The following is a 22,455-nucleotide window of genomic DNA, read 5'->3' as shown; positions in this document are numbered from 1 at the left end:
TCCCTGGCGTCTTCACCCCCCGGGGCCCCCCCCCCCGCGCGCCCGGGGGGTTTCCCCCCCCGCCCCGGTCAACACCCCCCGGGGGGGGGGGGGGTTTCCCCAACCCCACCCCCCCCCCCGCCCCTCGTCCGCGCCGCGCCGCCCCAGGGGCCGGTGCGCACCTCATCCCTGGGCGAACTCCCGCACGATGCGCTCGCAGAACGCCGGGAGGTCGTCCGGGCTGCGGCTCGTGGTGACACCGTGGTCGGTGACCACCTCCTCGTCCACCACGACCCCACCCGCGTTGCGGATGTCGGTACGGATACTGGGATAGGAGGTGAGTGTGCGCCCCCGCACCACGTCGGCCTCCACCAGGATCCACGGCCCGTGGCAGATCGCGGCCACCGGCCGGCCCGAGGCGACGAAGTCGCGCACGAACCCCACCGCGTCCGCGTCCAGGCGCAGGTTGTCCGGGTTGACGGTTCCGCCCGGGACCACGAGTGCGTCGTAGTCCTCCACCTTGGCGTCGGAGACCAAGCGGTCCACCCGGAACCGGTCCGAGGGTTCGATGTCGCCGTTCATCGACTGGATCTCCCCCTGGCTCAGCGAGACCAGGTCGACGTCCGCGCCCTCCTCGCTCAGCGCCTCACGCGGACGCACGAGTTCGACCCGTTCAACCCCGTCCGCGGCCAGGATCGCGATCTTGCGTCCGTTGAGTCTGTCGGCCATGGCTGCCCCCTCGGTCACGTCTTCGGCACCACCGCGGTGCCGTGTTGGCCGCCCTACCCGTTCCGGGCTGCCGACTCACCTTCGGCCACCGCACGAGGGCACGAGGCGACCGCCCCGACCCCGCGTGTCGGTCACCGGGACCGGCCGGAGCCGTTGGTCGCATGAGTCGTCATCTTCTGCGGGGGTCGTCTGTCGGGCAACCAGGGGTGCTCGGGGTCAGGTGCGGCGTGCGGCCCACACGGTGCGTTCTGTGCGCATCGCCAGGTCGTCGCGGCGCAGGATGCTGTGGGGGCTGCCGGTTTCCAGGAGTCGGTCGAGCGCGGTGAGGTCCGCGGGGGAGAGTTCGGTGGCGACGGCGGCGCGGATGCGTTGCAGGCCGCCGAGTGCGTAGCGGCCGACGGCTTCGCTGCGGGAGCCCTCGATGTTCACGGCGATGGTGCGCCGGCCCTCGATGGTGAAGCCGGCGGCGGTCAGCATCGGGCCCCAGTCCGCGCCACGGTGGGGCATCTGCTCGGACCGCAGGCGGTCCGCCACGGCGTGGACGCGTTCTTCCAGGCCGGGCCGGTCCTCGGGGGCGCTCTCAGGCAGGAAGCGGGGGAATCCGGCCAGTTCGACGACCGCGAACAGGCCGCCGGGGGCGAGCGCCTCGTGGACGTTGCGCAGTGCGCGATCGGGATGGGCCATGTGGTGCATCGAGGCCGATGCCCACACCAGGTCCGGTGAGCCGAGGTCGGGCCAGGCGGGTTCGTCCAGGTCGGCCTGCACGGTGCGCACGCGTTCCTCGATGCCGCGGGCGCATGCCTTGGCGCGCAGGCGCTGCAGGTGTGCGGTGGATGTGTCGACGGCGCTGACGTGCGCGTCGGGGAAGCGGTCGGTGAGGGCGAAGGTGCCCGCGCCCGTGCCGCAGCCCAGATCCACGATCTGACGCGGGCTCGTCCCCAGCGGCAACCATGCGGTGATGGAGGCTGTGTGTTCGGCGAGGATCTCGGCGTCCAGGTCGAGGATGTCCGCCTGGCCGTCGGCGTCGTGTTCGCGGTGGTGTTCGTGCCCAACGCCGTGGTGGGAGGTGTGCGGGTGCGTCTGGTTCATGCCTTCACCGTAGGACAGGCATGCGTATGCGGCATGAAATTTTCCCGTTTGCGCAAGACGATGGTCGGATGCGCTGCCCGACGCGCAAGATGCCGCCCTCGCGCGGCCCACCCAGCCGTTACTCAGGTGTCCTGGGCGTCGCTGTCGCCACCCTCCCGCTGGTGGCCGCGACGGGCGTCGCGGTCGAAGATGCCCAGGATCTCGCAGGGGCCACCCTCGGCGCCGATCGCGTGCGGCATCATCGTGGGGAACTCGGCGGCCTGGTTGGTCTCGACGCGGAAGCGGCGGTGGCCGAGCATGAGGACCGCGGTGCCGGACAGGACGACGAGCCATTCGCGTCCGGGGTGGGCGCGCATGCGCGCGGGGTTCTCGGGCGGCGGTTCGGTCATGCGCTGGCGCACCACGCTCATGCCGGGGTCGCCCTTGACGGACCAGCGCATCAGGCCGTGTGCGGCGTCGATCATCGGACTGGTGACGATGTCGTCGGCGGCGGTCTCCACGAGCTGATCCAGCGTGGTGTCCAGGGCCCGGGCGAGGGTGACCAGCTGATCCAGGGCAAGGCGGCGCCGGCCGTTCTCGATACGACTCAGCGAGGACTGGCTCAGGTGTGCACGGGTGGCCAGCTCGGCCAGGGACCAGCCCTGCGCCACCCGCAGGGCGCGGATGCGTTTGCGTACGAGGCTGTCCAACTCTCCATCTTCTTGCGTCATGAGCAACATTCTATGCTCTTGATGCAAGTCGGTGGTGGTGTGGTGCGCAGATGGTCCGGAGCGCCCGGAAGCGTGCACCGGCTGAGGCCGTGCACGGCACCCTCGCCCTGGACGGCACCCCGGGCGCGAGGGTGCGCGGGACGGTCGGCGAAGCCGCGCAGGTCGGGTGCACGGGAACCCGGAGCAGGTACGGCGGATCGTTCCCTGTGTTCCCGGTGGCCCGGTCCACGAGCAATTACCGGGTCCGTGGGCGGGCGCCCCGCAGGAACCGCTCGACTGCGGTCTCGACCAGCTCGTCGAGCTTCTCCGCGTCGATCATGTTGCCGTTGACCATCGTCGCGATACCTTGCACGGTCGCATACGGAATGGCCCCGAGGCGCTCGGGATCACCGTGTTCGAGCGCACCGTGTTCCTGCCCCTCCTCGATCAGCTCGACCATTTGTCCGAAGGCCGCCTCGGCTGCTTCGGCGATCCGTGTTGCTCCCGGTCGGTGTTTGCCGGAGTTCATCAGATCGAGCAGCGCGACGTTCTCGGTGGCGAAACGGGCGAAGGCCAACACGGCGTTGTGCACCCGTGCGGCGAATGCGTCCTCTGCTTCCGCCAGTGAGGTGCGCAGCGCTCTGCCCAACTGGACGAAGCCCGCCTCGGCCAGAGCGTCCAGAAGTGCTTGACGGTCGGTGAAATGCCGTCGTGGCGCGGTGTGACTCACACCGGTCTCCCTGGCCAGATCCCGGAGTGAGAGCTGGGTCCGCTCCGTGCTCGCGCAGATTGCGCCCGGCCGCGTCGAGGACCGCGCTGCGGAGGTTGCCGTGGTGGTAGGGGCGTTGCCCGGCGGGTTCGGTCACGTCCGCCACGGTAACACGTAATGTTTACATTGACATCATTGTTTCCAGTGGCTACATTCGGGGCCATGTCAGTGTTCTCCGTTGCGGACGTCCCCTCCATGGCCGGTCACACCGTGGTCGTCACCGGGGCGAACAGCGGGATCGGACGCGTCACCGCTCGCGTCCTCGCCGAGCGGGGAACACAGCACCCTACCGACGCTCCATGCCGCCACGGCGAGCATTCCCGGCGACAGCCATGTCGGCCCTCGTCGCCTCATGGGGCTCCGAGGAGCACCGAAGTCGAGGAACGCACCTTCCGTTGCCGGCGTGCTCCTGGGGCACTCCGCAAGAGACCCCCGCACGCGCACCGGGGTCGACCTGTGCGACGGCCGGCGGAAGCGCCACGATCCCGGGCATGCACGAATCCCACTGCCGTTGACATCGCCACGGCCATGAGAAAGGAATGTCAGTTGACACCACCACACGAAATGCGACCGAACGACACCGAACTCAGGCGACTGCTGGATCGAAATGAAATCAGCGACGTCCAGATCCGCTATGCCACAGGAACTGATTCCCGTGACTGGAAACTGTTCCGCACGTGCTTCACCGACGACGTCGAGGTCGACTTCAGCGAGGGCTTCGGCCAACCGGTCATGCGCACAACGGCCGATGAGTGGGTGGCAGGTACCGCGCCACGGATGGAATCCTTCAAGGCCACACAGCACATGATCACGAACCAGGCGATCACCTTTGACGGAGACGACCACGCCACGTGTGTGGCCTACGTGCGGGCGAGCCACCACCTGCCGAACAGCCTGGGCGACAGCGATCAGACGGTGTACGGGTACTACACGAACCAGTTCACCCGGACCCCGAGCGGTTGGCGCATCGCCAGAGTAAAGCTGACGCCCTTGTGGATGACCGGGAATTTCGGCATCTTCCAGACCGCCCTCGCCGAAGAGAGCGCCCCATCAGCCGGTAAGGCCTGACCTGGGCCTTACTGTCCGCGCCCGGTGCGCACGCGCGCCGCAGTCACCTGCTGTGGGTTTCGGCTCGGGCGAGCGCGGCAGCGCTCGGGCTACCCGGATCCGGGGTGTACATCACCAGCTGCAGGTCGGTGCCGGGCAGCAGCAGGGTTTGGCGCTCCAGTTCCAGCTCGCCCAACTCGGGGTGGCGCAGGTGCTTGCGCAGCATCGGCAGGGGCCGCACGTCGTGGTCGCGCCAGCTGGCGGCGAAGTCCGGGCTGTGCGCGGCGAACTCGTTGACCAGCTCGCCCAGAACGCGGTCGGCCGGGTAGCGGGCGCCGGCCGCGCGCAGCTGGGCCGCGGACTGCCGGATGAACTCGCCCTGCGCACCCGCCGGTGCCGAGCACAGGGTGTCGCGCAGCCGCAGGGCCAGCCTCACAGCGTTGCGCTCCTTGGCAGGCAGCAGCCCGAAGTCGATGATCAACACCACTGCGGCGCCGTTCCAGGCCACGATGTCCTGGCGCTCGTCGACCAGGTAGGCGGGTATCGGACCGAGCCGGTCCAGCAACCGGTGGGCGTCGGCGGACACCGGCTCCCGAACGGCGTTCGTGCCGAGCGGGACCTGGCCCGCCAACCGCGCCAGGTGTTCGCGCTCCGCGGCGGTGAGCCGCAGTGCCGTACCCAGCGCGGCCAACACCTGCGGGGAGGGGCGCGGTGCGCGGGCCTGCTCCAGCCGCTCGTAGTAGCTGACCGACACCCCGGCCGCCGCGGCGACCTCCTCGCGGCGCAACCCGGGAGTGCGCCGGGCACGGCGGCCCGGCGGGTGGGTGACGGTGGCCGGTACCTGGTCCGGGCTCAGCGCGTCCCGTCGGCGGCGCAGGAAATCAGCCATCTCATCTTTACTCACCCCATGCATGGTGGCACAGGCTGCCCGGCCCAGCCACGGACTGGTGGTCCGGGGCTCAGCTGTCAGTTCCCCGACCGCAGGTCTACGTCCACTGTGGACTTCACAGCCCGTCGAACACTGGAGAAGACCCATGCCGCGCACCTGCGAGGAAACGATGCACCGACTGCTGGATCTGATACTGGCCAACACCACGGCAGCCGGGACGCTGCCCGAACTGCTCGACTCGCTGCGCTCGGGAACTCTCCGATGACCGGCGTGTTGGTGACCGGCGGCACCGGGAAGACCGGGAGCGCGCTGGCGGGACTACTGCGCGGCAACGGTGTGCCGGTCCGGGTGGCCAGCCGCCGCCCGTCCGCCGATGTTCCTGACGCGGTCCGCTTCGACTGGGACGACACGGCCACCCACCCCGCCGTACTGCGCGGGGTGGACCGGATCTTCCTGGTGCCTCCGGTGAACACTGTGGACCCGATGCCGTTGGTCGGGCCGTTCCTGGCCGAGGCCCAACGCCTCGGCGTGCGCCGGGTCGTACTCCTGGGCTCCGCCAGCGTGCTGCCCAACGCGCCCAGCGCACTGGAGATGGCCGCGCAGGTGCGCTCCCGGCCAGGGTGGGTCGTGCTGCGCGCGTCCGGGTTCATGCAGAACTTCCTGAGCCCCCACCCGGTGGGCGAGCGGATCCTTGGGCACGGCGAGGTTCGCACCGCCTCCGGTGAGGGCGCAGTGGGCTGGATCGACGCGCGGGACATCGCGGCCGCCGCCTGCGCCCTGCTGACCGACCCCGACAGCACACCCAGCGGCCGGCGCGACTACCTGCTCACCGGGCCGAAGGCCTTGAGCTACCGGGAGGTGGCGGCGGTCATCACCGCCCGCACCGGCCGGTCGGTCCGAGTGGTGACGATCGGGGCCGACGAGCAGGCGGCCCACTACCGGGCCGCAGGCATGCCCGCCGAGTTCGCCGCCGCCATCGCCGCTGTCGAAGACAGCATCAGGGCCGGCCGCGAAGACCAGGTCAGCACCGCGGTGCTGGACCTGACCGGCCGGGCGCCCCGCACCTTCACCGCATTCGTCCAGGAGCACGCAACCGCGTGGGCCGACCACGGGAGGCTCGGGCACTGAGCGGGCGGTCGGGCGGGGCCGGGGGGCGGCTCGCGAACCCCGAGGGGCGCAGAGGCATCGGACCAGGGCGACCGTTGCTGCGGCCCGCGCCCCCGCTCGGGGCGCCGCGCGAGCACCCGTCCACTGAGGAGGAACGATTCCGGCGACCCGCTACCTGTACCTGGCCCGGCACGCCGAGGCCGACCACGAGCACGGCGGGCTGACCAGGGTCGGCCACCGCCAGGCAGTCTTGCTCGGCGAACGCCTGCGCGGGGCGGGGGTGCGGGCTCTCCACCACGGGCCCTCCGAACGGACCACCCGCACCGCGCACCTGGTGGCCGACCGGCTGGCACTCGACGGCCCCGGGATCGAGCCGGTGCCCACGCCCGAGGCGGGTGACTACGCGCCCTACCTCCCCACCCGCAAGGAGGTACCGCCCGACTACGCCGAGACCGTCATGGACTTCGTCGGCTCCCTGCCCGAGAAAGAACGCGGGCCCGGCCCAGAACTGGGCCGACGGTGCCTGGAGCGCTTCACCGGCCCCAGCGCCGAAGACCGGGAGAGCCGAGAGGCGGTCATCACCCACGCCTACCCGGTGGGCTGGTTGACGGGCATCGCACTCGGAGCCCCTCCCTGGCGGTGGGTGACCCTGGCCCCGGCCAACGCAGCACTGACCGTCATCCGGTACACGCCCGGGCGTGCGGCATCGGTCCTGGTGTTCAACGACGTCTCACACCTGGAACCGGACCTGCGATGGACCGGGACCCCGCCGCCGCTGCGTCCGTGAGGCGCCCTCAGCCACAGCCGTCGGGGACGCTCTGGGCGCCCGGAGCGCCGGGGGCGCTCTCCCAGGCCGCGGCGGGGACCCGCTCCAGCAGGCAGACCATGGTCTGGGCCGTTTCCCGGACCCGGTCGGCGTCCAACTCCCGGTTGTTCCAGCACAGCAGGTGCTCACCGTCGAACCGGAAGGGGACGGCCCCCGCCCCCGCGCCGGCCAGCCACCCCCTCACCTGCTCGTCGAGCACGGCGTGGGCGAAGCGGTCGTCGGAGGTGGCGACGTAGAAGCGGGAGTCGAACGCGGACTCACCCAGGCGCAGGTCGTGGACCCCCAGCGGGCTCAGCACGACGTGGCCCAGGGACTCCTCCCTCAGCTCCAGGACGGGGGTGCCGGACCGGGCGGGGAGCACCACGACGGTGTGGGTGTGAAGGGTGGTCCTGGTGTCACGCCCATCGTGGTGCGAGGCGGTGTAGCGGTACTCGAAGGCGAGGACGCGGTGTCCGCGCAGCTCCGCGCACAGCACGTGCGTGGCCCTGGCGTCGGAGCGCCCCTCCACGAACGGGTCCCCCGAGAACCGGTCCACCAGCTCGGGGCGCTCCCTGTCGTAGCGCCAGCCCTCGCGTTCGGCCCAGGCCGCCAGCGACCCGGCCCGGCGGCGCTCGGTGGCCGACCCCGCGAACACCAGTGCGCCGACTCCGGCGACCACGACAACCGTGACCACCAGGACCAGTAGGGCGACGTCCATGGGAACTCCTCATCCGAGTGCGGCTCTCCCCCGGTGAGACGCCGCTCACCACCGGACCGGTTCCCCTTTCCCACTCAGTCCTTGGCCGTGGACCCACCGGTTCGCGGGCGCACCCGCACGTGGGCCCGCTCCCCCTGGGGTCCGAACAAACCCAGGTACTCGACCGGTTCGGGGCCGGGGTTGGCGAAGGCGTGCGGAAGGCGCGTGTCGAACTCGGCGACCTCCCCGGCCGTGAGCACCATGTCGTGGTCGCCCAGGACCAGACGCAGGCGCCCGCTCAGCACGTACACCCACTCGTAGCCCTCGTGGGTGCGCTGTTCGATCTCGGTGTGGCCGGTGGGCGGCGGATAGGTGACCTTGAAGGCCTGGAGCCCCCCGGGTTTACGGGTCAGCGGAGCGAACGTGACCCCGTGGCGCACGAAGGAGCTGCGCCGCACGCGCGGGTCCGCCGCGGGGTCCTCCCCCACGAGTTCGTCCAGGGGCACACCGTGCGCACGGGCCAGCGGGAGCAGGAGCTCCAGGGTCGGGCGCCGACGCCCGGCCTCCAGCCGCGAAAGGGTGCTCACCGAGATGCCCGTGGTGTCCGACAGCTGGGAGAGGGTCGCCCCGCGTTCGCGGCGCAGGGCCCGCAGCCGGGGTCCGACCGCCGCCAGGGTCGGCGCGAGTTCGTCGTCCATGACCACAATCTGCCACAGCTCGGGTCCGGAGCGGACCCGGCCCGCCCGGGCCCGGACCACCTCCGGTCCACAGCCCGCCCTCCCCCGGCGTGAACGCCGGGCGGCGGGGCGTGATGCCACCCGGTGAGGTGGAACACCGCCATATGCGCGTGTTAGCCTCGACCACGTTCGCGACAGGCACACGGGTGGGACAGGAGGTGGGGTTGATGACCGCGGTGACGACCGCCATCACGAGCGGTATCCGGCACTCCTCCACATCCCGGGCCCTGGTCTGACAGCCGCCCCCCACAGCCCGCCGTGAGCGCCGACGCTCACCCCGCGGCCGCCGTCGGACGGGACCCCCGAACAAGGGTCTTACACCGTGAACACACACCACACCTGGAACACCCGTGTCGAGACCGACACGGACACCGCCGCCGTGCGCGCCATCAACGCGGCCGCCTTCGACACCACCGACGAGGCCGACCTGGTCGACGCCCTGCGGACCGACCCCTCATGGATCGAGGGCCTGTCCATCGTCAGCACCACCCCCGACGGCGCCCCCGTCGGGTACGCGCTGCTGACCCGCTGCCACGTCGGCGGCGTCCCCGCCCTGTGCCTGGCCCCCTGCGCCGTACTCCCCGAGCACCAGCGGACCGGGGCCGGGTCGGCTGCCGTGCGCGCCGCGCTGGAAGCCGCCCGCTACCAGGGGGAACGCTTCGTCATCGTCCTCGGCCACCCGGCCTACTACCCCAGGTTCGGCTTCGTGCGCGCCTCCACGCACGGCATCGGGCTGAGCATCGAGGTCCCCGACGAGGCCCTCATGGCCCTCACCCTGGACGAGGACCACCCGCTGCCTTCCGGCACCGTCCGCTACGCGGCGCCGTTCGGCATCTGAGCGGACCACACCCCGTGCGCCCCTGGCCGGCTCGGAGAACACCCGGGGACGCACAGGGTGTGGCGGGGCGCCGCAACTCCAGCGCCCCGCCACGGCACAGGCCGGGGAATCAGACGAAGACCTTGCCCGGGTTGAAGATGCCGGCAGGGTCCAGCGCGTTCTTGAGCGCACGGTGCATCCGCACCACGTCCGGACCCATCTCACGCGCGGCGCCCCGCATCTTCAACAGGCCCACACCGTGCTCGCCCGTGACCGTTCCGCCCAGGGCGATGGCCTCGTCCACGATCACCTCGAAGGCCTCCTTCGCGCGCTTCTTGGCCTCCTCGTCACCGTCCGGGACGATGAACAGCGGATGCAGATTGCCGTCACCCGCGTGGGCGATGTTGCCGATCCGGGTGTCGAAGCGCTCGGCGACGGCCTCGATCCTCGCCAGCATCGTCGGCAGCGCGGCCTTGGGCACGCACACGTCCTCGGTCAGCAGCGGACCGAGCCGCTCCAGCGCCGGGTAGGCCAGGCGGCGGGCCTCGAACAGCGCTTCGGCCTCCTCCTCGTCGGTGGAGCGCACCGCGTACACCGCGCCCTCCTCCTGGAAGCAGGCCAGCATGCGCTCGGCCTCCTCCTCCCCCGCCGCGCCGGGCTGGTCACTGCGCGCCAGCAGCAGCACCTCTCCCTCGGCGGAGAGCCCCATGTTCTTCCAGGCGTCGACCGCCTGGAGGCAGAACCGGTCGATGAGCTCCATCGCCGAGGGGACCACCCCCGACGCCGAGACCGACGCGACCGCGCGTCCGGCGTCGGTGAGGGAGTCGAAGTAGCCGACCACCGTGTGCTCGGTTCCGGTGCGCAGCGGCCGCATCCGCAGCGTCACCTCGGTGACCATGCCCAGGGTGCCCTCCGAGCCGACCATCAGCCCGCACAGGTCGTAGCCGGTCACACCCTTGGCGGTGACGCGTCCCAGCCGCACGACCTCACCGGCGCCCATCACCGCCTCCATGCCCAGCACGTAGTCGCGGGTGACCCCGTACTTGACGCAGCACAGGCCGCCCGCGTTGGTGGCCACGTTGCCGCCGATGGTGGACCAGTGCGCGGAGGCGGGGTCCGGCGGGTACCACAGGCCGTCCTGGGCGACCCGCTCGCGCAGGTCGTTGTTGACGACGCCGGGCTGCACCGTGGCGGTCTGCTGGACCGGGTCCACCTCCAGCACACGGTTCATGCGCTCGAAGGAGACCACCACCCAGCCGTCGACGGCGTTGGCGGCCCCGGACAGCCCGGTGCCCGCGCCGCGCGCGACCACCGGAACACCGAGCTCGGCGCAGAGAGCGACCGCGGCCGACACGTCGGCGGTGTCCCGGGGGCGTACCACGGCGGCGGGTCGCCCGTAGGAGGCCCATTCCGCCTCGTCGTGGGAGTAGCCCTCCATGATCCCGGGGTCGGTGATGACCTGTTCCTCCCCGATCGCTGCCGTCAACCTCTCGGCGATCCCGGACATGGGCACACTCCTCACCACTGCGCGTCGCCGCCCGCTGCGCCGACGCTGCCAGCACCCTAACGCCGCATCTTCCTCCCAGGTCACCCGTCCCCCCGGATAACTGACCGAATGTTCTGCCGGCTCACCTGTCCCCGTCCTGCCGGCACGGCAGCCATCGCGAGTCGTCGACCCAGAAGTACGTCATGACGTCCCACCGTGTTCCTCGGGCTCACGGCCCGGCCGGTGGACTCCTGCCGTCTCCGTTCCGCGGCCGGATCGCGGAGAATGGGACCATGCCCAGCACCGACTCCTCCCTCTGATGGCCTGGAGCACCCGTGAGCTCGCCGAACTGGCGGCCACGACCATCAAGGCCATCCGGCACTACCACGCCATCGACCTGCTGGAGGAGCCGGAACGGGCCCTGAACGGCATCCTGGAGGACGGCCTCTCCCCGGACGGGCAGGACCACACCCAGCCATAAACAAAATGTTGAAAATATAAAATTGACAACTGTTCGTTGGTCTCCCATGATGAAGGCATGACCGAACAACGCGACGACGCCTTCACCCGGCCCGACCCGCGCAACGCCCAACGCCTGCGCACCCACCAGGCGCTCCTGCGCATCACCGAACGCCACGCCACCGGCGAACACCGCGCGCGCTGGGACCAGACGCGCATACCCATGCAGCCCTTCGACGCCCTGCGCCGCATCGCCGACCTCGCCGCGGGCAGCGCCCTGCCCGGCGACGGAGAGCCACCCGTCGACCAGGACGACCTCACCGCGGCCCTGACCCTGGTGCCCTGGGCACGCGCGGAGTTCGACCAACTGGAGGCGGGCCTGCTCCAGATGTCCAAGGGTCGCGGCATGACCTGGCAGGAGATCGCCTTCGGGCTGGGTCTGGGCTCCGCGCAGGCCGCCCGGCAACGCCACGAACGCCTCTCCCAGCGCGCCGACTCCTGAGGCCGCCGGCCGCACGTACCAGGGACGCCCCCACGACAACGGAGCAGGAGGCCCCGGGGTCCGGCCACGTACACAGCCGGACCCCGGGACGCCTCAGCCCTCCACCGGATAGTTGGACCGCACCACCCCGTGCGGGTCGCGCTCGCGCTTGATCCGCCGCAGCCGTCGCAACGCCGCAGGGCCGAACACGTCCGCCACCGACTCACCCGGGGCCAGAGCGGTCAGCGGCTTGCGCCCGCTGACGTTCGGGCCCAGATCCGCCACCAGCCGGTCCAACCGCTCACGGATCCCAGCACCCGCTCGCGGGGAGAACGGCACACCCAGCGCGTACAGGTAGTACGGCTCCTCCAGCGCACCGAAGGGGGTATCGGACTCCCCCGCCAGCGCACCGCCCAGATGCCGTACCTGCACCCCCAGCAACGGCGCGATCGGCTCCGTCACCAGGGCACGCACCGCCTCCCCGCCCAGCCCGGTCAACAGTTCCGCGCGCGACATCCCCGGCGAGGGGTCCGTGGGCTCGGCGGTGATCGACCCCAACTCCGTCAACGCCAGCACCCTGCGACCGTCCCGCAGCGGCGCCCCCACCGCCTCCAACGGGCGCAGCAGCTTGCGCGCGGTCCCCTCCCCGCCCAGGAACGTGACGTCCACCGACACCGTCGGTTCCAGCCCCGGGATGTGCTGGAGGTTCGCCCACACCGTCAACTCCTCCGGAGCCCCGGCCGTGACCTCGGCGAACGCCTCCAGCACCCGCGACGCCGACGAGGCGGACCACACCACGCGCCCCCCGTACAGCTCAGGAGCCGGGTACAGGTCGAACTCCACGGCGGTGACCACGGCGAAGTCCCCGCCACCGCCGCGCAGCGCCCAGAACAGGTCCGGGTCGGAGCCCGCCTCCACCCGGGCCCGCTCCCCCTCGGCGTCGACCACCTCGAACGCCCTCACGCTGTCGGCCGCCCACCCGTGACGGCGCCCGAACCAGCTCAGGCCACCGCCCAGCGTGTACCCGGCCACCCCCACCACGGGAGAGCTGCCCGGCAGACCGGTCAGGCCGTGCACGGCCGCCGCCTCCTGCACCCGACCCCAGGTCACACCCGCCCCCACACGGGCGGTGCGCCGGACCGGATCCACATCCACCCCGTCCAGCGCCCCCGTGCGCAACAGCACCACACCCGCCACCGCACCCGAGGCGCCGTGCCCTGTGGGCTGCACAGCCACCGTCAGCCCGGACCGGCGGGCGTGTCGGACCAACGCGGCCACGTCGTCCGCGTCGGCGGCCTCCACCACCGCCGCCACCGGCTGATCGACCGCCAGGTTCCACGGGCGGGAAGCTCCGTCGAAGCCCTCCTGGCCCGCGACCAGCACACGGCCCCGCAGCAGCCCACGCAGATCGTCCAGGTCACCCATATGTCATCCTCCGTCGAGATCGGTCACATCGGCTGACGCTCAGACGTCAACCCCGTGAAGCGTCGACACCACGACGAACCAGCACGAAAGAATGTGACCGGTGAAGACCACTGAATCCCTCGCCGCCCGTTTCCAGGACCACCGCGGGCTGGTGTACTCCATTGCCCACCGCATGCTCGGCTCCGCTGCCGAGGCCGAGGACGCCGTCCAGGAGACCTGGCTGAAGCTGAGCCGCGCGGACGCCCCGGCGATCGACAACCTCGCCGCCTGGCTGACCACGGTCACCGGGCGGGTGTGCCTGGACCTGCTCAGATCACGCTCCGCACGCCGCGAGGACCCTGTGGGCGAGGAGCTGCCCGAACCCGCCACCGAACCCGCCCTGGACGCAGACCCCGAGCACAGGGCGGTGCTCGCCGACACGGTGGGCGCTGCACTCACGGTGGTCCTGGACACCCTCTCCCCCGCCGAGCGGCTGGCGTTCGTCCTCCACGACATGTTCGCCCTGCCGTTCGAGGAGATCGCCCCCATCGTGGAACGCAGCCCCGCCGCCACCCGGCAACTGGCCAGCCGGGCACGGCGGCGGGTCCGCGGGAGCAGCCCCGACGGACAGGCCGACCCGGCCCGTCGACGCACGGTGGTGGACGCCTTCCTCGCAGCGGCCCGCGGAGGGGACTTCGCGGCGCTGATGAGGATCCTGGCCCCCGACGTGCTGGTCCGATCCGACGCGGCCGCCAGACTCGCCGGGGTCCCGGCCGAGACCCGCAGCGCACAGGCCGTGGCCTCCCAGGCCATCACCTTCGCGCAGCTCACCGAGCAGGCACACCCGGTCCTGGTCCGCGGCCTCCCCGGGTTCGTCTCCCTCAGGAACGGCCGCCCCTACGCCGCCCTGGCGTTCACGGTACGGGGGGACACCATCACCGGGTTCGACGTGCTCTACGACCCCGAACTGCTGGCGAAACTCACCTGAGCCGGCAGGTGTGGGCAACCGGTCCCCGCGCGACGCATCCCCCGCTGCACCGCGCCCGCTCCGCACCCCATCGGAGCGGGCGCCTCCGCCTCAGACCGGCACCAGGGGGACGTGCGCCCCCTCGGGCACGCTCACCTGGACGGGCATGCCCGGAGCGACAGGGCCTCCCTCCACGACGACACCCATCACCCCGGCCCGACGCACGATCGTCCCGTCCCCGCCGCGGTGGACCAGCTGCTTGAGCAGGCCGTCGGCGAAGCCGTCGATCTGCAGGCACGGGTTGCGCAACCCGGTGATCTCCACACGGGCGCGGTCACCGATGTGCAGGACCGTCCCGGTCGACAGGGCGAGCAGGTCCACTCCGCGCGTGGTGACGTTCTCCCCCAGTTGCCCGGGGGCCACGGCGAACCCTGCCGCGGCCAACTCCTCCAGCAGCTCGGCGTGGATCAGGTGCACCTGGCGCAGGTTGGGCCGGGTGGGGTCGACCGCCACCCGTGAGCGGTGCTTGACGGTGGCGCCCATGTGGGCGTCGCCCTCCACGCCCAGACCGCTCAGGAGCCGGATACCGGGCAGAACCTCCTTGTTGAAGGTGTGCGTGGGGCTGCTGCTCACCGATTCCACGACCGCACCCATGGGCACCGTCCTCTCACTCCGCGGCTACGGACCCACAGCCTAGCCACCGCGGTTTTGAGCTCCCCGCCGCGCTCCCCGGGTTCCCCTGCGACGCACACCGCGCGGGGGTACCGGGACCGTAGGTCCCGCTACCCCGGCCCCAACACCCCTGACAGCGGTCCCTCCCGCGCCGAGCTGGTCAAGATCGCCTTCGCCGGGAGCCGACCGCAGCCCTGCTCCGGAGTCCACCCAACACCGGACCCACCTCGTGGTCGGCGTTCACCGGCACGACGGCAACGGAACAGCGAGGGGAGGAACCACACCATCGAGGCGGTCGGCGCCCGAGCCCGGTGGACCCGCCACTCGGCGCACCCTCAGCGCCGCCCCAGCGCGTGGAAACGGGCCAGGTCGACGGGCCAGGCCGCGGCGTACTCAACCCCGCGCTCGGGCTCCGACCACCGACCGGTCACCGGGTCCGCGCCCGCGGCAGCCAGCACGCCCTCACCGTCCAGCGGCCGCAGGCCGCCCTGGTCCAGCCGCCACCCGCACACGCTCTTGAGGGGAACGACTCGTCCGTCGGGCCGGGTGTGAAAGGTGCGGTCGGTGAAGGTGCGCAGCACCAGGGTCCCGGAAGCGCCGTCCAGGAGCGCCGACCCCAGGGCGTCGACCACTTCGGGGTGCTCGATGCTGAGCACATCCCGATGACGCCGCAGACAGGTGTAGGTGGAGGAGGAGGTGAGGAGAGTGAGGATGTACAGGTCGCCGGGGGCGCCGTCCAGGAGGGGGTCCAGGAGCGCCCGGACCTTGTGGGAGTCCATACCTACGGAGTATGCGGGGTCCGAGAGGGCCGGAACCGTGTGTCCACAGGCCAGGTTCCGCCCCCTCACCCGCGCTACCGGCTCAGTGCCCCTGGGACACGTCCAGTGACCTGGGCGTGAGCACGAACACGACCACGGCCGCGACCAGCAGCGCCACCCCGCCCCCCAGACTGATCTGCGTCAGCGACTCACTGAAGGCCTCCTGGGCCCACACCGCGAGGTCGGCCGAACCGGTCTCGGAGGCGATCTCCAGGGCGCCCCCGAGCGACTCCTGCGCGGCGAGCACCGTCTGTTCGCCCAGCCCGGTCCCGGTGAGCAGGCCCAGGGGCAGCTCCGCCCGGTAGACCGCGGCGGCGGCACTGCCCAGGACGGCCACCCCCAGGACGTTGCCCAGGTCGTAGGAGGTCTCCTCGATGGCGGCGGCGTTGCCCGCCTTCTCCTGAGGGGTGCTGGACATGATGACGGCCGAGGCGATGGCCAAAGATCCCGATCCCGCCCCGAGCAGGACCAGGGCGACCATGACCACCGGGTAGGACAGCGGCCCGGGCAGCGCGAACATCAGCACGAACCCCGTCGCGGCCACGACCAGCCCGCCCGCGAGGACGGCGCGAATCCCCAGGGGCCGGGCCAGCGCCGGCGCCAAAGGTGAGGCCACAGCCGCCCCCACTGCCATCGGCAGCAGCCGCACACCCGCCTGCAGAGGGGAGTGCCCCTCCACCAGCTGGAGCCACTGGGCGACCAGGAGCAGCATCGCCGCCATCGCGAACATGGAGGCCAGCGCCGCCACCGTGCCCGCCGTGAACGCCGGGTTGGCGAACAACCGCACCTCCAGCAGCGGATCCGGGCGTCTGAGGCAGCGCGCCACGAACCAGGCCAGCACCAGCGCCCCCAGAGCGAACGCCACCAGCGCGGAGGGGTCGAACACCCCGGCCTTGCTGAACTGCTTGATGCTCCACACCAGAGCGACCATGCCCACGATCGACAGGACCGTGGCCACCATGTCCCAGTTGCCGGGCCGCGGGTCGCGGGCCTCCGGCAGCAGGAGCAGACCCGCGAGGAGCGACACCGCCATGAACGGCACGTTGACCAGGAACGCCGCGTGCCAGGAGAAGTGCTCCAGCAGGGCCCCACCCATGATGGGGCCCACCGCCGCACCCAGGGACGCGATGGCCGCCCACACCCCCAGTGCGGTGGCGCGCTCCCGGGGGTTGGGGAAGACGGTGCGGATCATGGACAGCGTGGCGGGCATGATCATCGCCCCGCCCACGCCCAGCAGGACTCGCACCGCGATGACGGTACCGGGGCTGTCGGCAGCCAGTACCGCCAAAGAGGCCCCGCCGAAGACCGCGAAACCGGTCAACAGCATCATCTTGCGGCCCCAGCGATCACTCAGGGCACTCATCGTCACCAGGAGCCCGGCCAGCACCAGGGAGTAGGCGTCCACGATCCACAACTGCTGACCGGCGGTGGGCCGCAGGTCGGCCGAGAGGGCGGGCAGGGCCACGTTCAGGATGGTCATGTCCATGACCACCACGAGCAGGCTGGCCGAGAGCACCACCAGGGCGGCCCAGCGGCGGCCGGCCGACATCGACCCGGTCGGGGTGGTGACGGTCGGGGAGGGATCGGTTCCCATCAGTGCTCCGTGTCAGTGGTGGCGGGACCGCCCATGAGGGAGGTGACCGCGAAGGCGATTTCGTCCAGGTCCAGGGGTTCGTCGTGCGTGAGGGCGTGCAGCATCGCCCCGTCCACGTACAGGGCCAGCGCCCGCGCTGCCCGGGGGGTGGTGTGCTCTGCCAGGACCCGTACCAGCCCCTCGAACCAGCGCAGTGTCAGCGTGCGCAGGTCGGGGCGGTGCACTCCCGCCAGATACAGCTCGGCGTCGGCCCGGACCTGGTCCCCCGCCAGCAGGTAGTCGTGGACCAGAGCGGCGACGGCGTCCGGTCGGCCCCTGCTCTGCCCGATCTGGTCGGCGAGGTCGCGCAGGGCGTCATCGGTCTCCTCCGCCAGGTGGTGCAGCGCCGCAGTGCTCAGATCGTCCAGGGTGGCGAAGTAGTAGGTGGTGGCGCCGAGCGGCACCCGGGCGCGCGCGGCGACACCGCGGTGCGTCAGGCTGGCGGCGCCGCTCTCGGCGATCAGGGCGGCCGCGGCCTCGATGATGTTCTGGCGGCGCCCCTGCGGGTCGCGTCGTGCGCTCACCGACGGCCCCCTTCGGCACGCCGCACGCGGCCGTTCCTCCTGCGCATACGTCTCCCCGTTCCCGGACCAGTTCTAGTACATCTGTACATGTACGAGTGTACTGGTCAGCCTTCCGCTCCTTGCGCCCGGAGTACGGGTGACCCTGCCCACCCGCGACCCGGCGGCGCGTCCGGAAGCTCCCCGCCCGGCAGGGCCTGCACCACCCCTCAAGAGCACCCCGACCAAACCCTCAAAATCATGCAAGACTCCCTAAACGGGTATGAGAATGGGGAAGTTTAAGGTAGTTTAATGGCACGTGTTCCGCTCGCCGCCCTGAGGCCCAGGCCTCCACGGACCGGGCGGCCGACCCCGAAAGGAGTGCTCGCACCATGAGCGCGATCTACAAGTCCGAGGCAGGGGCCGACGAGCTGCGGCGCCGCTACCAGGAGGAGCTGCGCACCTGGCCGGTCCCAGCCGACCACCTGCAAGTGCCCACCCGCGAGGGCGAGACCTTCGTGCTCGCCTCGGGCCCCCCGGACGCACCGCCCGTGGTCCTGCTGCACGGCGCGGGTGCGAACGCGACGATGTGGCGCGAGGACGCCGCCGCCTGGGCACAGCACCTTCGCACCTACGCCGTCGACCTGGTCGGCGAACCCGGCCTGAGCGCCCCCTCCCGCCCGCCCCTGGACTCCGACGCCTACGTGCGGTGGCTGGACGAGGTCCTGGACGGGCTGGGCCTGGCCGACACCGCCCTCGTCGGCATCTCCCTGGGCGGCTGGATGGCACTGGAGTACGCCACCCACCGCCCCGAGCGGGTCCGCCGCCTGGCCCTGCTGTGCCCCGGCGGCGTGGGAGCCCAGAAGGTGGGGTGGCTGTTCAAGGCACTCCTACTGCGACCCTTCGGCCGCTGGGGCACACGCCGTTCGGCGCAGGTGGCCACCGGCCTGGACACGCCGCTGAGCGGACCCGTCCTCGATCACCTGGCACTGACCTTCGCCCAGTTCCGTCCGCGCACGGAGCGGCTCCCGGTGTTCTCCGACGAGGCACTGCGCCGCCTGGCCATGCCGGTGCGGGTGACCGTCGGTGAGAGCGACGCCATGTTCGACTCCGCGCAGACCGCCGACCGCATACGCCGGTGCGTGCCGCACGCGAGCGTCGAGGTCCTGCCCGGGGTCGGGCACGCGATCCTGGACCAGACCGGGCCCGTTCTGGCGTTCCTTCGGGGCTGAACCTGCGGCGGATGCGCCTTCCGGGGCGGGTGCCGGGGAGCCCAACAAGGCCTTTGACGGAAGATTGTCTGACAATTTCTGACGCCAGCGGACCCCACCGGCCCGGAAAAGCTGGTGGGGTCCGCCCCTGGAAGCGCCAGCTCGATAAGCTGGCCGTCCTTGTCCTCGATGACCTCCCACCGGACCGCGCGGGTCATCGCGTCAGCCAGGCGTTCGTCGCCGTCCTCGTTGCCGGGAAGTTCGTCGTAGCCGGGGACCACTGCAAAGAGCAGTTCGCACACCGTGTCGGCGTACATGGTCGGCTCCCCGCCCCTGGGCACGTATCGCCATCCGTCGCCGCCAGGGCGCGCCGGGCCGTCCGCGGGCAGCCGACCTCGGCGGGAGAGCACTTAGGTCGTGTTTTTTGGATCCTTCCGGGCTCGCGTCCACCAGGCTTCCTCTCGCCGCGCCTCTGCGCTCGTGAAGCACAACCAGGCTGAACTTCGCACATCGTCTTGCGAGAGATCGCCTGGACGGCCGCTCGCCGACCCGAAAACCTCCAAAAAACACTCCCTAGTTCTTGACGATTACCGCTTCCGGACGGCGTAGGTCACATGCGTCACCCTCGGGGAGGGCTCCGCACGGACCTGCTCCAGGGCCACGCGGCCGGCGTCCACACCCTCGAACAGGCGGATGCCTGAGCCGAACAGCACGGGTGAGAGCGCGATCGAGAACTCGTCGATCAGGCCGGCGTTCACGTACCCCAGGATCGTCGCGCCGCCGCCCGCGATGCGGACGTCGCGATCACCGGCGGCCTCGCGGGCCTGGTCGAGGGCGGACTCGATGCCGTCGTTGACGAAGTGGAACGTGGTCCCGCCCGGCCGCTCCCAGGGGTCACGCTTCTCGTGCGTCACGACGAAGACCGGCGTGTGGAACGGCGGCGACTCCGGCCACATCTGCTCGCCGGCGTCGAACATGTGCTTGCCCATCACGCTCGCGCCGGTGCGCTCGAACGCCTCCCGCACGATGTCGTTGTCGCGCCCCTCCTCGCCGCCCCCACCGAGCTTCAGGTTCTCCCGGAAGAACCGCTGCGGGAAGACCCACCGCTGCAGTTCCATCCACAGCTGCCCCATCAACTCCTCGGGGGACTCGGGCGCGATGAAACCGTCCAGCGACATCGACACGCTGAAGAACACCTTCTGGGCCATCAGCTCTCCTCTCCCTTCCGAGCGATCTCGGCGACGTACGTAGCCAGGTTGCCCAGGGTCTGCCGGCCGCCCTCGATCGCGTGGTACTTCTCGACCGCCTCATCGCGCAGCTCCTTGGTGGGGAACACCGTGCGCATCTCGATCCGGGTCACCGCACCGTCGGGCTCGAACGTGAGGACCGACTCGAAGGCGTTGGGGTCGTCGCGGGTCTCACCGTGGAGCATCGCGATCCGTTCCGGCGGGGCGAGCTCGGTCCAGGTGATCCACTCCTGGTAGTCCGTCCCGTCCGGTCCGTGCATCACGAAGTCCCACTCCCCTCCGACGCGGAACTCGAACGCCCGCGTGGTGGTGGTGAACCCCTCCGGTCCCCACCACCGTGACAGGTGCCGCACCTCGGTGAACGCCTCGAACACCAGCTCCCGTGGGGCGCTGATAGCCCGGGAGATCACGGTTTCTCGGTCGGCCGTCGCTGACTGCGCCGGCGCGTCCCGTTCTGTCGCTGCCATCGGTCACTCCTCCTGTTTTGCCTGCTTGAGGTCCTGCACGTACTCGTCCAGCCGGTCGAAGCTCTCGTTCCAGAACCGCTCGAACCCGCCGGCCCACTCGTGGACCGGTCGCAGCCCGCGGGCGTCAAGGCCGTACAGGCGCTGCTTGCCCACCTTGCGGTCCCGCACCAGCCCCACCTCCCGGAGCACCCGCAAGTGCTTGGACGCCCCCGGCTGGGTCATCCCCAACTCCTGGGCCAACTCGGTCACCGGCCGCTCACCCGCCCGCAGCAGCACCAGGATCTTCCGGCGCTGCGGCTCGGCGATCGCGTTGAAGACGTCCGACGTCGTCGCTGCTCGTGCCATGGGCTCCATCATATTCCGATATAGGCATGCGTCAAGCCGGAGGAGCAGGAGGGCCTTGCCAGAAAACGATCGTGACCCTTGCCAGCGGCGGCGAGAGCCGAGCGCGGACAGGCCCCGGTGGTCGGCGCGCCTGACCCGATCCAGGCGGAAACGGTCACGCTTCCTGTTCGCAGAAAGGGGGGCCTTCGCACCTGGCCCGGGACCTGATCTGACGTGCCGGCCAGCCCCGGGGCCCGTAGCACTGCGGGGCCGCCTGTCGCAGGGCCCCATCGGCAGACCGTGCCCCCGTTCCGCCTTCCCTAATAACGTTTCGTTTGTAACGTTACTCGCCAACAAAATAGCGTCATGGCGACGAAATGGGCCTCCGCGCGACCCCGCATCCTTACCTCCGATAAGTGAACCTTATCGGCGGTTACCCCGGTGGGGGTGCCCGCGGGCACCCGCAGCCCGCCCCAGGCCCCCGCAACGTTATTCAGCCCAGGTCAGGGGCGGGCGAGAACGAGTCGGATACAGCCACGACTGAATCCACTGCTGACTGTCGGGTTGGGGAGGGGCGTGCCGCCACCGACCGCCCGCAACACGCACCGGGAGGGAGCGCCCGCTGTCGGCACCCTCTGGAAGACTGCGGGCCATGAACACATCAGCCACACCACGCCACCACGCCCTCAACTACGTGGAAATCACCGTCACCGACCTGGAGGAGGCCACACGGTTCTACTCCGAGGCGTTCGGGTGGCGCTTCAACGACTACGGCCCCATGTACGCGGGCATCCAGGGGCCGGGCGGGGAAGGCACCCCCGAGGTCGGAGGGCTCACCCCGCAGGGCCAGGTGAGCACGGGCGGCCCCTTCGTGCTGCTCTTCTCCGAGGACCTGGACCAGTCGGTGGAGGCGGTCACCCGCGCGGGCGGGCGCATCCTCAAAGCCCCCTACACCTTCCCCGGCGGACGGCGCTTCCACTTCGCCGACCCCAGCGGCAACGAACTGGGCGTGTGGGCGCAGTCCTAGAAGCGCTTCCCCCGACCGGGCCACCGCGGACACGCTGCCTCACCCGGATCGACACCCGAGGGGATTCCCGGGATCGGGTGGCAGCGGTACAGCGGTCAACGCTGAGATCGGGCATGGTCTGGCCACGGACGGAGGGCGCGGTGCGGCTGCCCTCGTGGTCGCGGGCAAGGCCGGCGACGGGTGGGCCGTCCGGGTAGGCGGCGCGCACGTCGGCGGCCTTGCCCGCCGGGACGGCCGGGCGGCACCCGCCTCCGTTACGGCCGTGTTCTCGTAGAGCTGCCGCCACCCGTCATGGCCCGGTCCTCCCGATATCAGCGGCTGGTAGCCGTCCCGGGCCGGGACGGCCGAGTCGCTCAGGGCGAAGGCGTTGCCCGGTGGGGTGGCTCGTCCAGGGGGTGCACGGCG

24 protein-coding genes and 1 pseudogene are annotated in these 22,455 nt (G+C 71.2%); 9 read left to right on the top strand and 16 right to left on the bottom strand.

Going from position 1 to position 22,455, the window contains the following annotated elements; all coding sequences use genetic code 11:
- Positions 1 to 162 precede the first annotated feature (162 nt).
- The 4 genes from ACFWTE_RS17970 to ACFWTE_RS17955 form a co-directional block, all read right to left on the bottom strand.
- Positions 163 to 708, bottom strand: coding sequence for a type 1 glutamine amidotransferase domain-containing protein (locus ACFWTE_RS17970; protein WP_378780626.1), 546 nt, complete (start codon positions 706 to 708; stop codon positions 163 to 165).
- Positions 709 to 924: 216 nt separating this feature from the next.
- Positions 925 to 1,797, bottom strand: a complete 873-nt coding sequence (locus ACFWTE_RS17965; protein ID WP_378780625.1) for a class I SAM-dependent methyltransferase — start codon at positions 1,795 to 1,797, stop codon at positions 925 to 927.
- A gap of 122 nt (positions 1,798 to 1,919) precedes the next feature.
- A complete protein-coding gene (locus ACFWTE_RS17960) occupies positions 1,920 to 2,507 on the bottom strand; it encodes a helix-turn-helix domain-containing protein (RefSeq protein WP_378780624.1) in 588 nt (195 codons plus the stop codon).
- 235 nt (positions 2,508 to 2,742) lie between these two features.
- Positions 2,743 to 3,216, bottom strand: coding sequence for a TetR family transcriptional regulator (locus tag ACFWTE_RS17955; protein ID WP_378780623.1), 474 nt, complete (start codon positions 3,214 to 3,216; stop codon positions 2,743 to 2,745).
- 585 nt (positions 3,217 to 3,801) lie between these two features.
- Between ACFWTE_RS17955 and ACFWTE_RS17950 the strand changes: the two genes are divergently transcribed.
- Entirely contained in the window at positions 3,802 to 4,323 is a 522-nt protein-coding gene (locus tag ACFWTE_RS17950; protein WP_378780622.1) for a nuclear transport factor 2 family protein, read from the top strand.
- Between the two features lie 43 nt (positions 4,324 to 4,366).
- Here ACFWTE_RS17950 and ACFWTE_RS17945 read toward each other — a convergent pair whose 3' ends face one another.
- The gene (locus tag ACFWTE_RS17945; protein WP_378780620.1) at positions 4,367 to 5,206 is read right to left on the bottom strand and encodes a helix-turn-helix transcriptional regulator; all 840 of its coding nucleotides are present in this window, start codon (positions 5,204 to 5,206) and stop codon (positions 4,367 to 4,369) included.
- Positions 5,207 to 5,452: 246 nt separating this feature from the next.
- On the opposite strand from ACFWTE_RS17945, the gene ACFWTE_RS17940 reads away from it, so the two are divergent.
- A complete protein-coding gene (locus tag ACFWTE_RS17940) occupies positions 5,453 to 6,319 on the top strand; it encodes an NAD-dependent epimerase/dehydratase family protein (protein ID WP_378780619.1) in 867 nt (288 codons plus the stop codon).
- A gap of 136 nt (positions 6,320 to 6,455) precedes the next feature.
- Complete coding sequence (locus ACFWTE_RS17935) at positions 6,456 to 7,085, top strand: histidine phosphatase family protein (RefSeq protein WP_378780650.1); 630 nt, start codon at positions 6,456 to 6,458, stop codon at positions 7,083 to 7,085.
- Between the two features lie 7 nt (positions 7,086 to 7,092).
- Here ACFWTE_RS17935 and ACFWTE_RS17930 read toward each other — a convergent pair whose 3' ends face one another.
- Entirely contained in the window at positions 7,093 to 7,821 is a 729-nt protein-coding gene (locus tag ACFWTE_RS17930) for a hypothetical protein (protein WP_378780617.1), read from the bottom strand.
- Positions 7,822 to 7,895: 74 nt separating this feature from the next.
- Entirely contained in the window at positions 7,896 to 8,498 is a 603-nt protein-coding gene (locus tag ACFWTE_RS17925) for a helix-turn-helix domain-containing protein (RefSeq protein ID WP_378780616.1), read from the bottom strand.
- 361 nt (positions 8,499 to 8,859) lie between these two features.
- Here ACFWTE_RS17925 and ACFWTE_RS17920 point away from each other — a divergent pair, with 361 nt between their 5' ends.
- A complete protein-coding gene (locus tag ACFWTE_RS17920) occupies positions 8,860 to 9,375 on the top strand; it encodes a GNAT family N-acetyltransferase (protein WP_378780615.1) in 516 nt (171 codons plus the stop codon).
- Between the two features lie 109 nt (positions 9,376 to 9,484).
- On the opposite strand, the gene ACFWTE_RS17915 is transcribed toward ACFWTE_RS17920, so the two are convergent.
- Positions 9,485 to 10,861 carry an FAD-binding oxidoreductase gene (locus ACFWTE_RS17915; protein ID WP_378780614.1) on the bottom strand — a complete coding sequence of 459 codons (1,377 nt, stop codon included), beginning with the start codon at positions 10,859 to 10,861 and terminating at the stop codon, positions 9,485 to 9,487.
- Between the two features lie 298 nt (positions 10,862 to 11,159).
- Between ACFWTE_RS17915 and ACFWTE_RS17910 the strand changes: the two are divergent.
- Both ACFWTE_RS17910 and ACFWTE_RS17905 read left to right on the top strand, forming a co-directional pair.
- Positions 11,160 to 11,270: pseudogene (locus ACFWTE_RS17910) on the top strand (MerR family DNA-binding transcriptional regulator); the annotation flags it as partial.
- Between the two features lie 108 nt (positions 11,271 to 11,378).
- A complete protein-coding gene (locus ACFWTE_RS17905) occupies positions 11,379 to 11,801 on the top strand; it encodes a DNA-binding protein (protein WP_378780613.1) in 423 nt (140 codons plus the stop codon).
- A gap of 93 nt (positions 11,802 to 11,894) precedes the next feature.
- Here ACFWTE_RS17905 and ACFWTE_RS17900 read toward each other — a convergent pair whose 3' ends face one another.
- A complete protein-coding gene (locus ACFWTE_RS17900; RefSeq protein ID WP_378780612.1) occupies positions 11,895 to 13,205 on the bottom strand; it encodes an FAD-binding oxidoreductase in 1,311 nt (436 codons plus the stop codon).
- A gap of 100 nt (positions 13,206 to 13,305) precedes the next feature.
- On the opposite strand from ACFWTE_RS17900, the gene ACFWTE_RS17895 reads away from it, so the two are divergent.
- Positions 13,306 to 14,172 (top strand): sigma-70 family RNA polymerase sigma factor, encoded by an 867-nt coding sequence (locus ACFWTE_RS17895; RefSeq protein WP_378780611.1) that lies wholly within the window; start codon positions 13,306 to 13,308, stop codon positions 14,170 to 14,172.
- A 90-nt stretch (positions 14,173 to 14,262) separates the two neighbouring features.
- Here ACFWTE_RS17895 and ACFWTE_RS17890 read toward each other — a convergent pair whose 3' ends face one another.
- From ACFWTE_RS17890 to ACFWTE_RS17875, 4 genes are all read right to left on the bottom strand, one after another.
- Positions 14,263 to 14,805: an MOSC domain-containing protein gene (locus ACFWTE_RS17890; protein WP_378780610.1), complete on the bottom strand. Its 543-nt coding sequence runs from the start codon at positions 14,803 to 14,805 to the stop codon at positions 14,263 to 14,265.
- Positions 14,806 to 15,158: 353 nt separating this feature from the next.
- Positions 15,159 to 15,602: a hypothetical protein gene (locus tag ACFWTE_RS17885; protein ID WP_378780609.1), complete on the bottom strand. Its 444-nt coding sequence runs from the start codon at positions 15,600 to 15,602 to the stop codon at positions 15,159 to 15,161.
- 82 nt (positions 15,603 to 15,684) lie between these two features.
- Positions 15,685 to 17,235 (bottom strand): MFS transporter, encoded by a 1,551-nt coding sequence (locus ACFWTE_RS17880; RefSeq protein ID WP_378780607.1) that lies wholly within the window; start codon positions 17,233 to 17,235, stop codon positions 15,685 to 15,687.
- A complete protein-coding gene (locus ACFWTE_RS17875; RefSeq protein ID WP_378780606.1) occupies positions 17,235 to 17,798 on the bottom strand; it encodes a TetR/AcrR family transcriptional regulator in 564 nt (187 codons plus the stop codon). The genes ACFWTE_RS17880 and ACFWTE_RS17875 overlap by 1 nt, the downstream gene beginning before the upstream one ends.
- Positions 17,799 to 18,166: 368 nt before the next feature.
- Between ACFWTE_RS17875 and ACFWTE_RS17870 the strand changes: the two genes are divergently transcribed.
- Positions 18,167 to 19,006, top strand: a complete 840-nt coding sequence (locus ACFWTE_RS17870; RefSeq protein WP_378780605.1) for an alpha/beta fold hydrolase — start codon at positions 18,167 to 18,169, stop codon at positions 19,004 to 19,006.
- A 566-nt stretch (positions 19,007 to 19,572) separates the two neighbouring features.
- Here the strand turns inward: ACFWTE_RS17870 and ACFWTE_RS17865 are convergent.
- From ACFWTE_RS17865 to ACFWTE_RS17855, 3 genes are read right to left on the bottom strand one after another with little or no spacing between them, the layout of a single operon-like run.
- Positions 19,573 to 20,193, bottom strand: coding sequence for a dihydrofolate reductase family protein (locus tag ACFWTE_RS17865; protein ID WP_378780604.1), 621 nt, complete (start codon positions 20,191 to 20,193; stop codon positions 19,573 to 19,575).
- Positions 20,193 to 20,699, bottom strand: coding sequence for an SRPBCC family protein (locus tag ACFWTE_RS17860; RefSeq protein WP_378780603.1), 507 nt, complete (start codon positions 20,697 to 20,699; stop codon positions 20,193 to 20,195). The genes ACFWTE_RS17865 and ACFWTE_RS17860 overlap by 1 nt, the downstream gene beginning before the upstream one ends.
- 3 nt (positions 20,700 to 20,702) lie before the next feature.
- Entirely contained in the window at positions 20,703 to 21,044 is a 342-nt protein-coding gene (locus ACFWTE_RS17855; RefSeq protein ID WP_378780602.1) for an ArsR/SmtB family transcription factor, read from the bottom strand.
- A 631-nt stretch (positions 21,045 to 21,675) separates the two neighbouring features.
- Between ACFWTE_RS17855 and ACFWTE_RS17850 the strand changes: the two genes are divergently transcribed.
- Complete coding sequence (locus ACFWTE_RS17850; RefSeq protein ID WP_378780601.1) at positions 21,676 to 22,050, top strand: VOC family protein; 375 nt, start codon at positions 21,676 to 21,678, stop codon at positions 22,048 to 22,050.
- Positions 22,051 to 22,455 lie beyond the last annotated feature (405 nt).

It is taken from the genome of Nocardiopsis sp. NPDC058631 (assembly GCF_042716955.1).
GTDB lineage: Bacteria > Actinomycetota > Actinomycetes > Streptosporangiales > Streptosporangiaceae > Nocardiopsis.
This window is presented reverse-complemented; position numbering and strand designations above follow the sequence as displayed.

What these genes read in the sequence shown, in the direction of transcription:
- ACFWTE_RS17870 (WP_378780605.1), top strand. Translation starts at nt 18,167, where the DNA reads ATGAGCGCGATCTACAAGTCCGAGGCAGGGGCCGACGAGCTGCGGCGC.
- ACFWTE_RS17880 (WP_378780607.1), bottom strand. Translation starts at nt 17,235, where the DNA reads ATGGGAACCGATCCCTCCCCGACCGTCACCACCCCGACCGGGTCGATG.
- ACFWTE_RS17890 (WP_378780610.1), bottom strand. Translation starts at nt 14,805, where the DNA reads ATGGGTGCGGTCGTGGAATCGGTGAGCAGCAGCCCCACGCACACCTTC.
- ACFWTE_RS17905 (WP_378780613.1), top strand. Translation starts at nt 11,379, where the DNA reads ATGACCGAACAACGCGACGACGCCTTCACCCGGCCCGACCCGCGCAAC.
- ACFWTE_RS17925 (WP_378780616.1), bottom strand. Translation starts at nt 8,498, where the DNA reads ATGGACGACGAACTCGCGCCGACCCTGGCGGCGGTCGGACCCCGGCTG.
- ACFWTE_RS17960 (WP_378780624.1), bottom strand. Translation starts at nt 2,507, where the DNA reads ATGACGCAAGAAGATGGAGAGTTGGACAGCCTCGTACGCAAACGCATC.
- ACFWTE_RS17940 (WP_378780619.1), top strand. Translation starts at nt 5,453, where the DNA reads ATGACCGGCGTGTTGGTGACCGGCGGCACCGGGAAGACCGGGAGCGCG.
- ACFWTE_RS17970 (WP_378780626.1), bottom strand. Translation starts at nt 708, where the DNA reads ATGGCCGACAGACTCAACGGACGCAAGATCGCGATCCTGGCCGCGGAC.
- ACFWTE_RS17860 (WP_378780603.1), bottom strand. Translation starts at nt 20,699, where the DNA reads ATGGCAGCGACAGAACGGGACGCGCCGGCGCAGTCAGCGACGGCCGAC.
- ACFWTE_RS17915 (WP_378780614.1), bottom strand. Translation starts at nt 10,861, where the DNA reads ATGTCCGGGATCGCCGAGAGGTTGACGGCAGCGATCGGGGAGGAACAG.
- ACFWTE_RS17865 (WP_378780604.1), bottom strand. Translation starts at nt 20,193, where the DNA reads ATGGCCCAGAAGGTGTTCTTCAGCGTGTCGATGTCGCTGGACGGTTTC.
- ACFWTE_RS17930 (WP_378780617.1), bottom strand. Translation starts at nt 7,821, where the DNA reads ATGGACGTCGCCCTACTGGTCCTGGTGGTCACGGTTGTCGTGGTCGCC.
- ACFWTE_RS17885 (WP_378780609.1), bottom strand. Translation starts at nt 15,602, where the DNA reads ATGGACTCCCACAAGGTCCGGGCGCTCCTGGACCCCCTCCTGGACGGC.
- ACFWTE_RS17965 (WP_378780625.1), bottom strand. Translation starts at nt 1,797, where the DNA reads ATGAACCAGACGCACCCGCACACCTCCCACCACGGCGTTGGGCACGAA.
- ACFWTE_RS17855 (WP_378780602.1), bottom strand. Translation starts at nt 21,044, where the DNA reads ATGGCACGAGCAGCGACGACGTCGGACGTCTTCAACGCGATCGCCGAG.
- ACFWTE_RS17850 (WP_378780601.1), top strand. Translation starts at nt 21,676, where the DNA reads ATGAACACATCAGCCACACCACGCCACCACGCCCTCAACTACGTGGAA.
- ACFWTE_RS17900 (WP_378780612.1), bottom strand. Translation starts at nt 13,205, where the DNA reads ATGGGTGACCTGGACGATCTGCGTGGGCTGCTGCGGGGCCGTGTGCTG.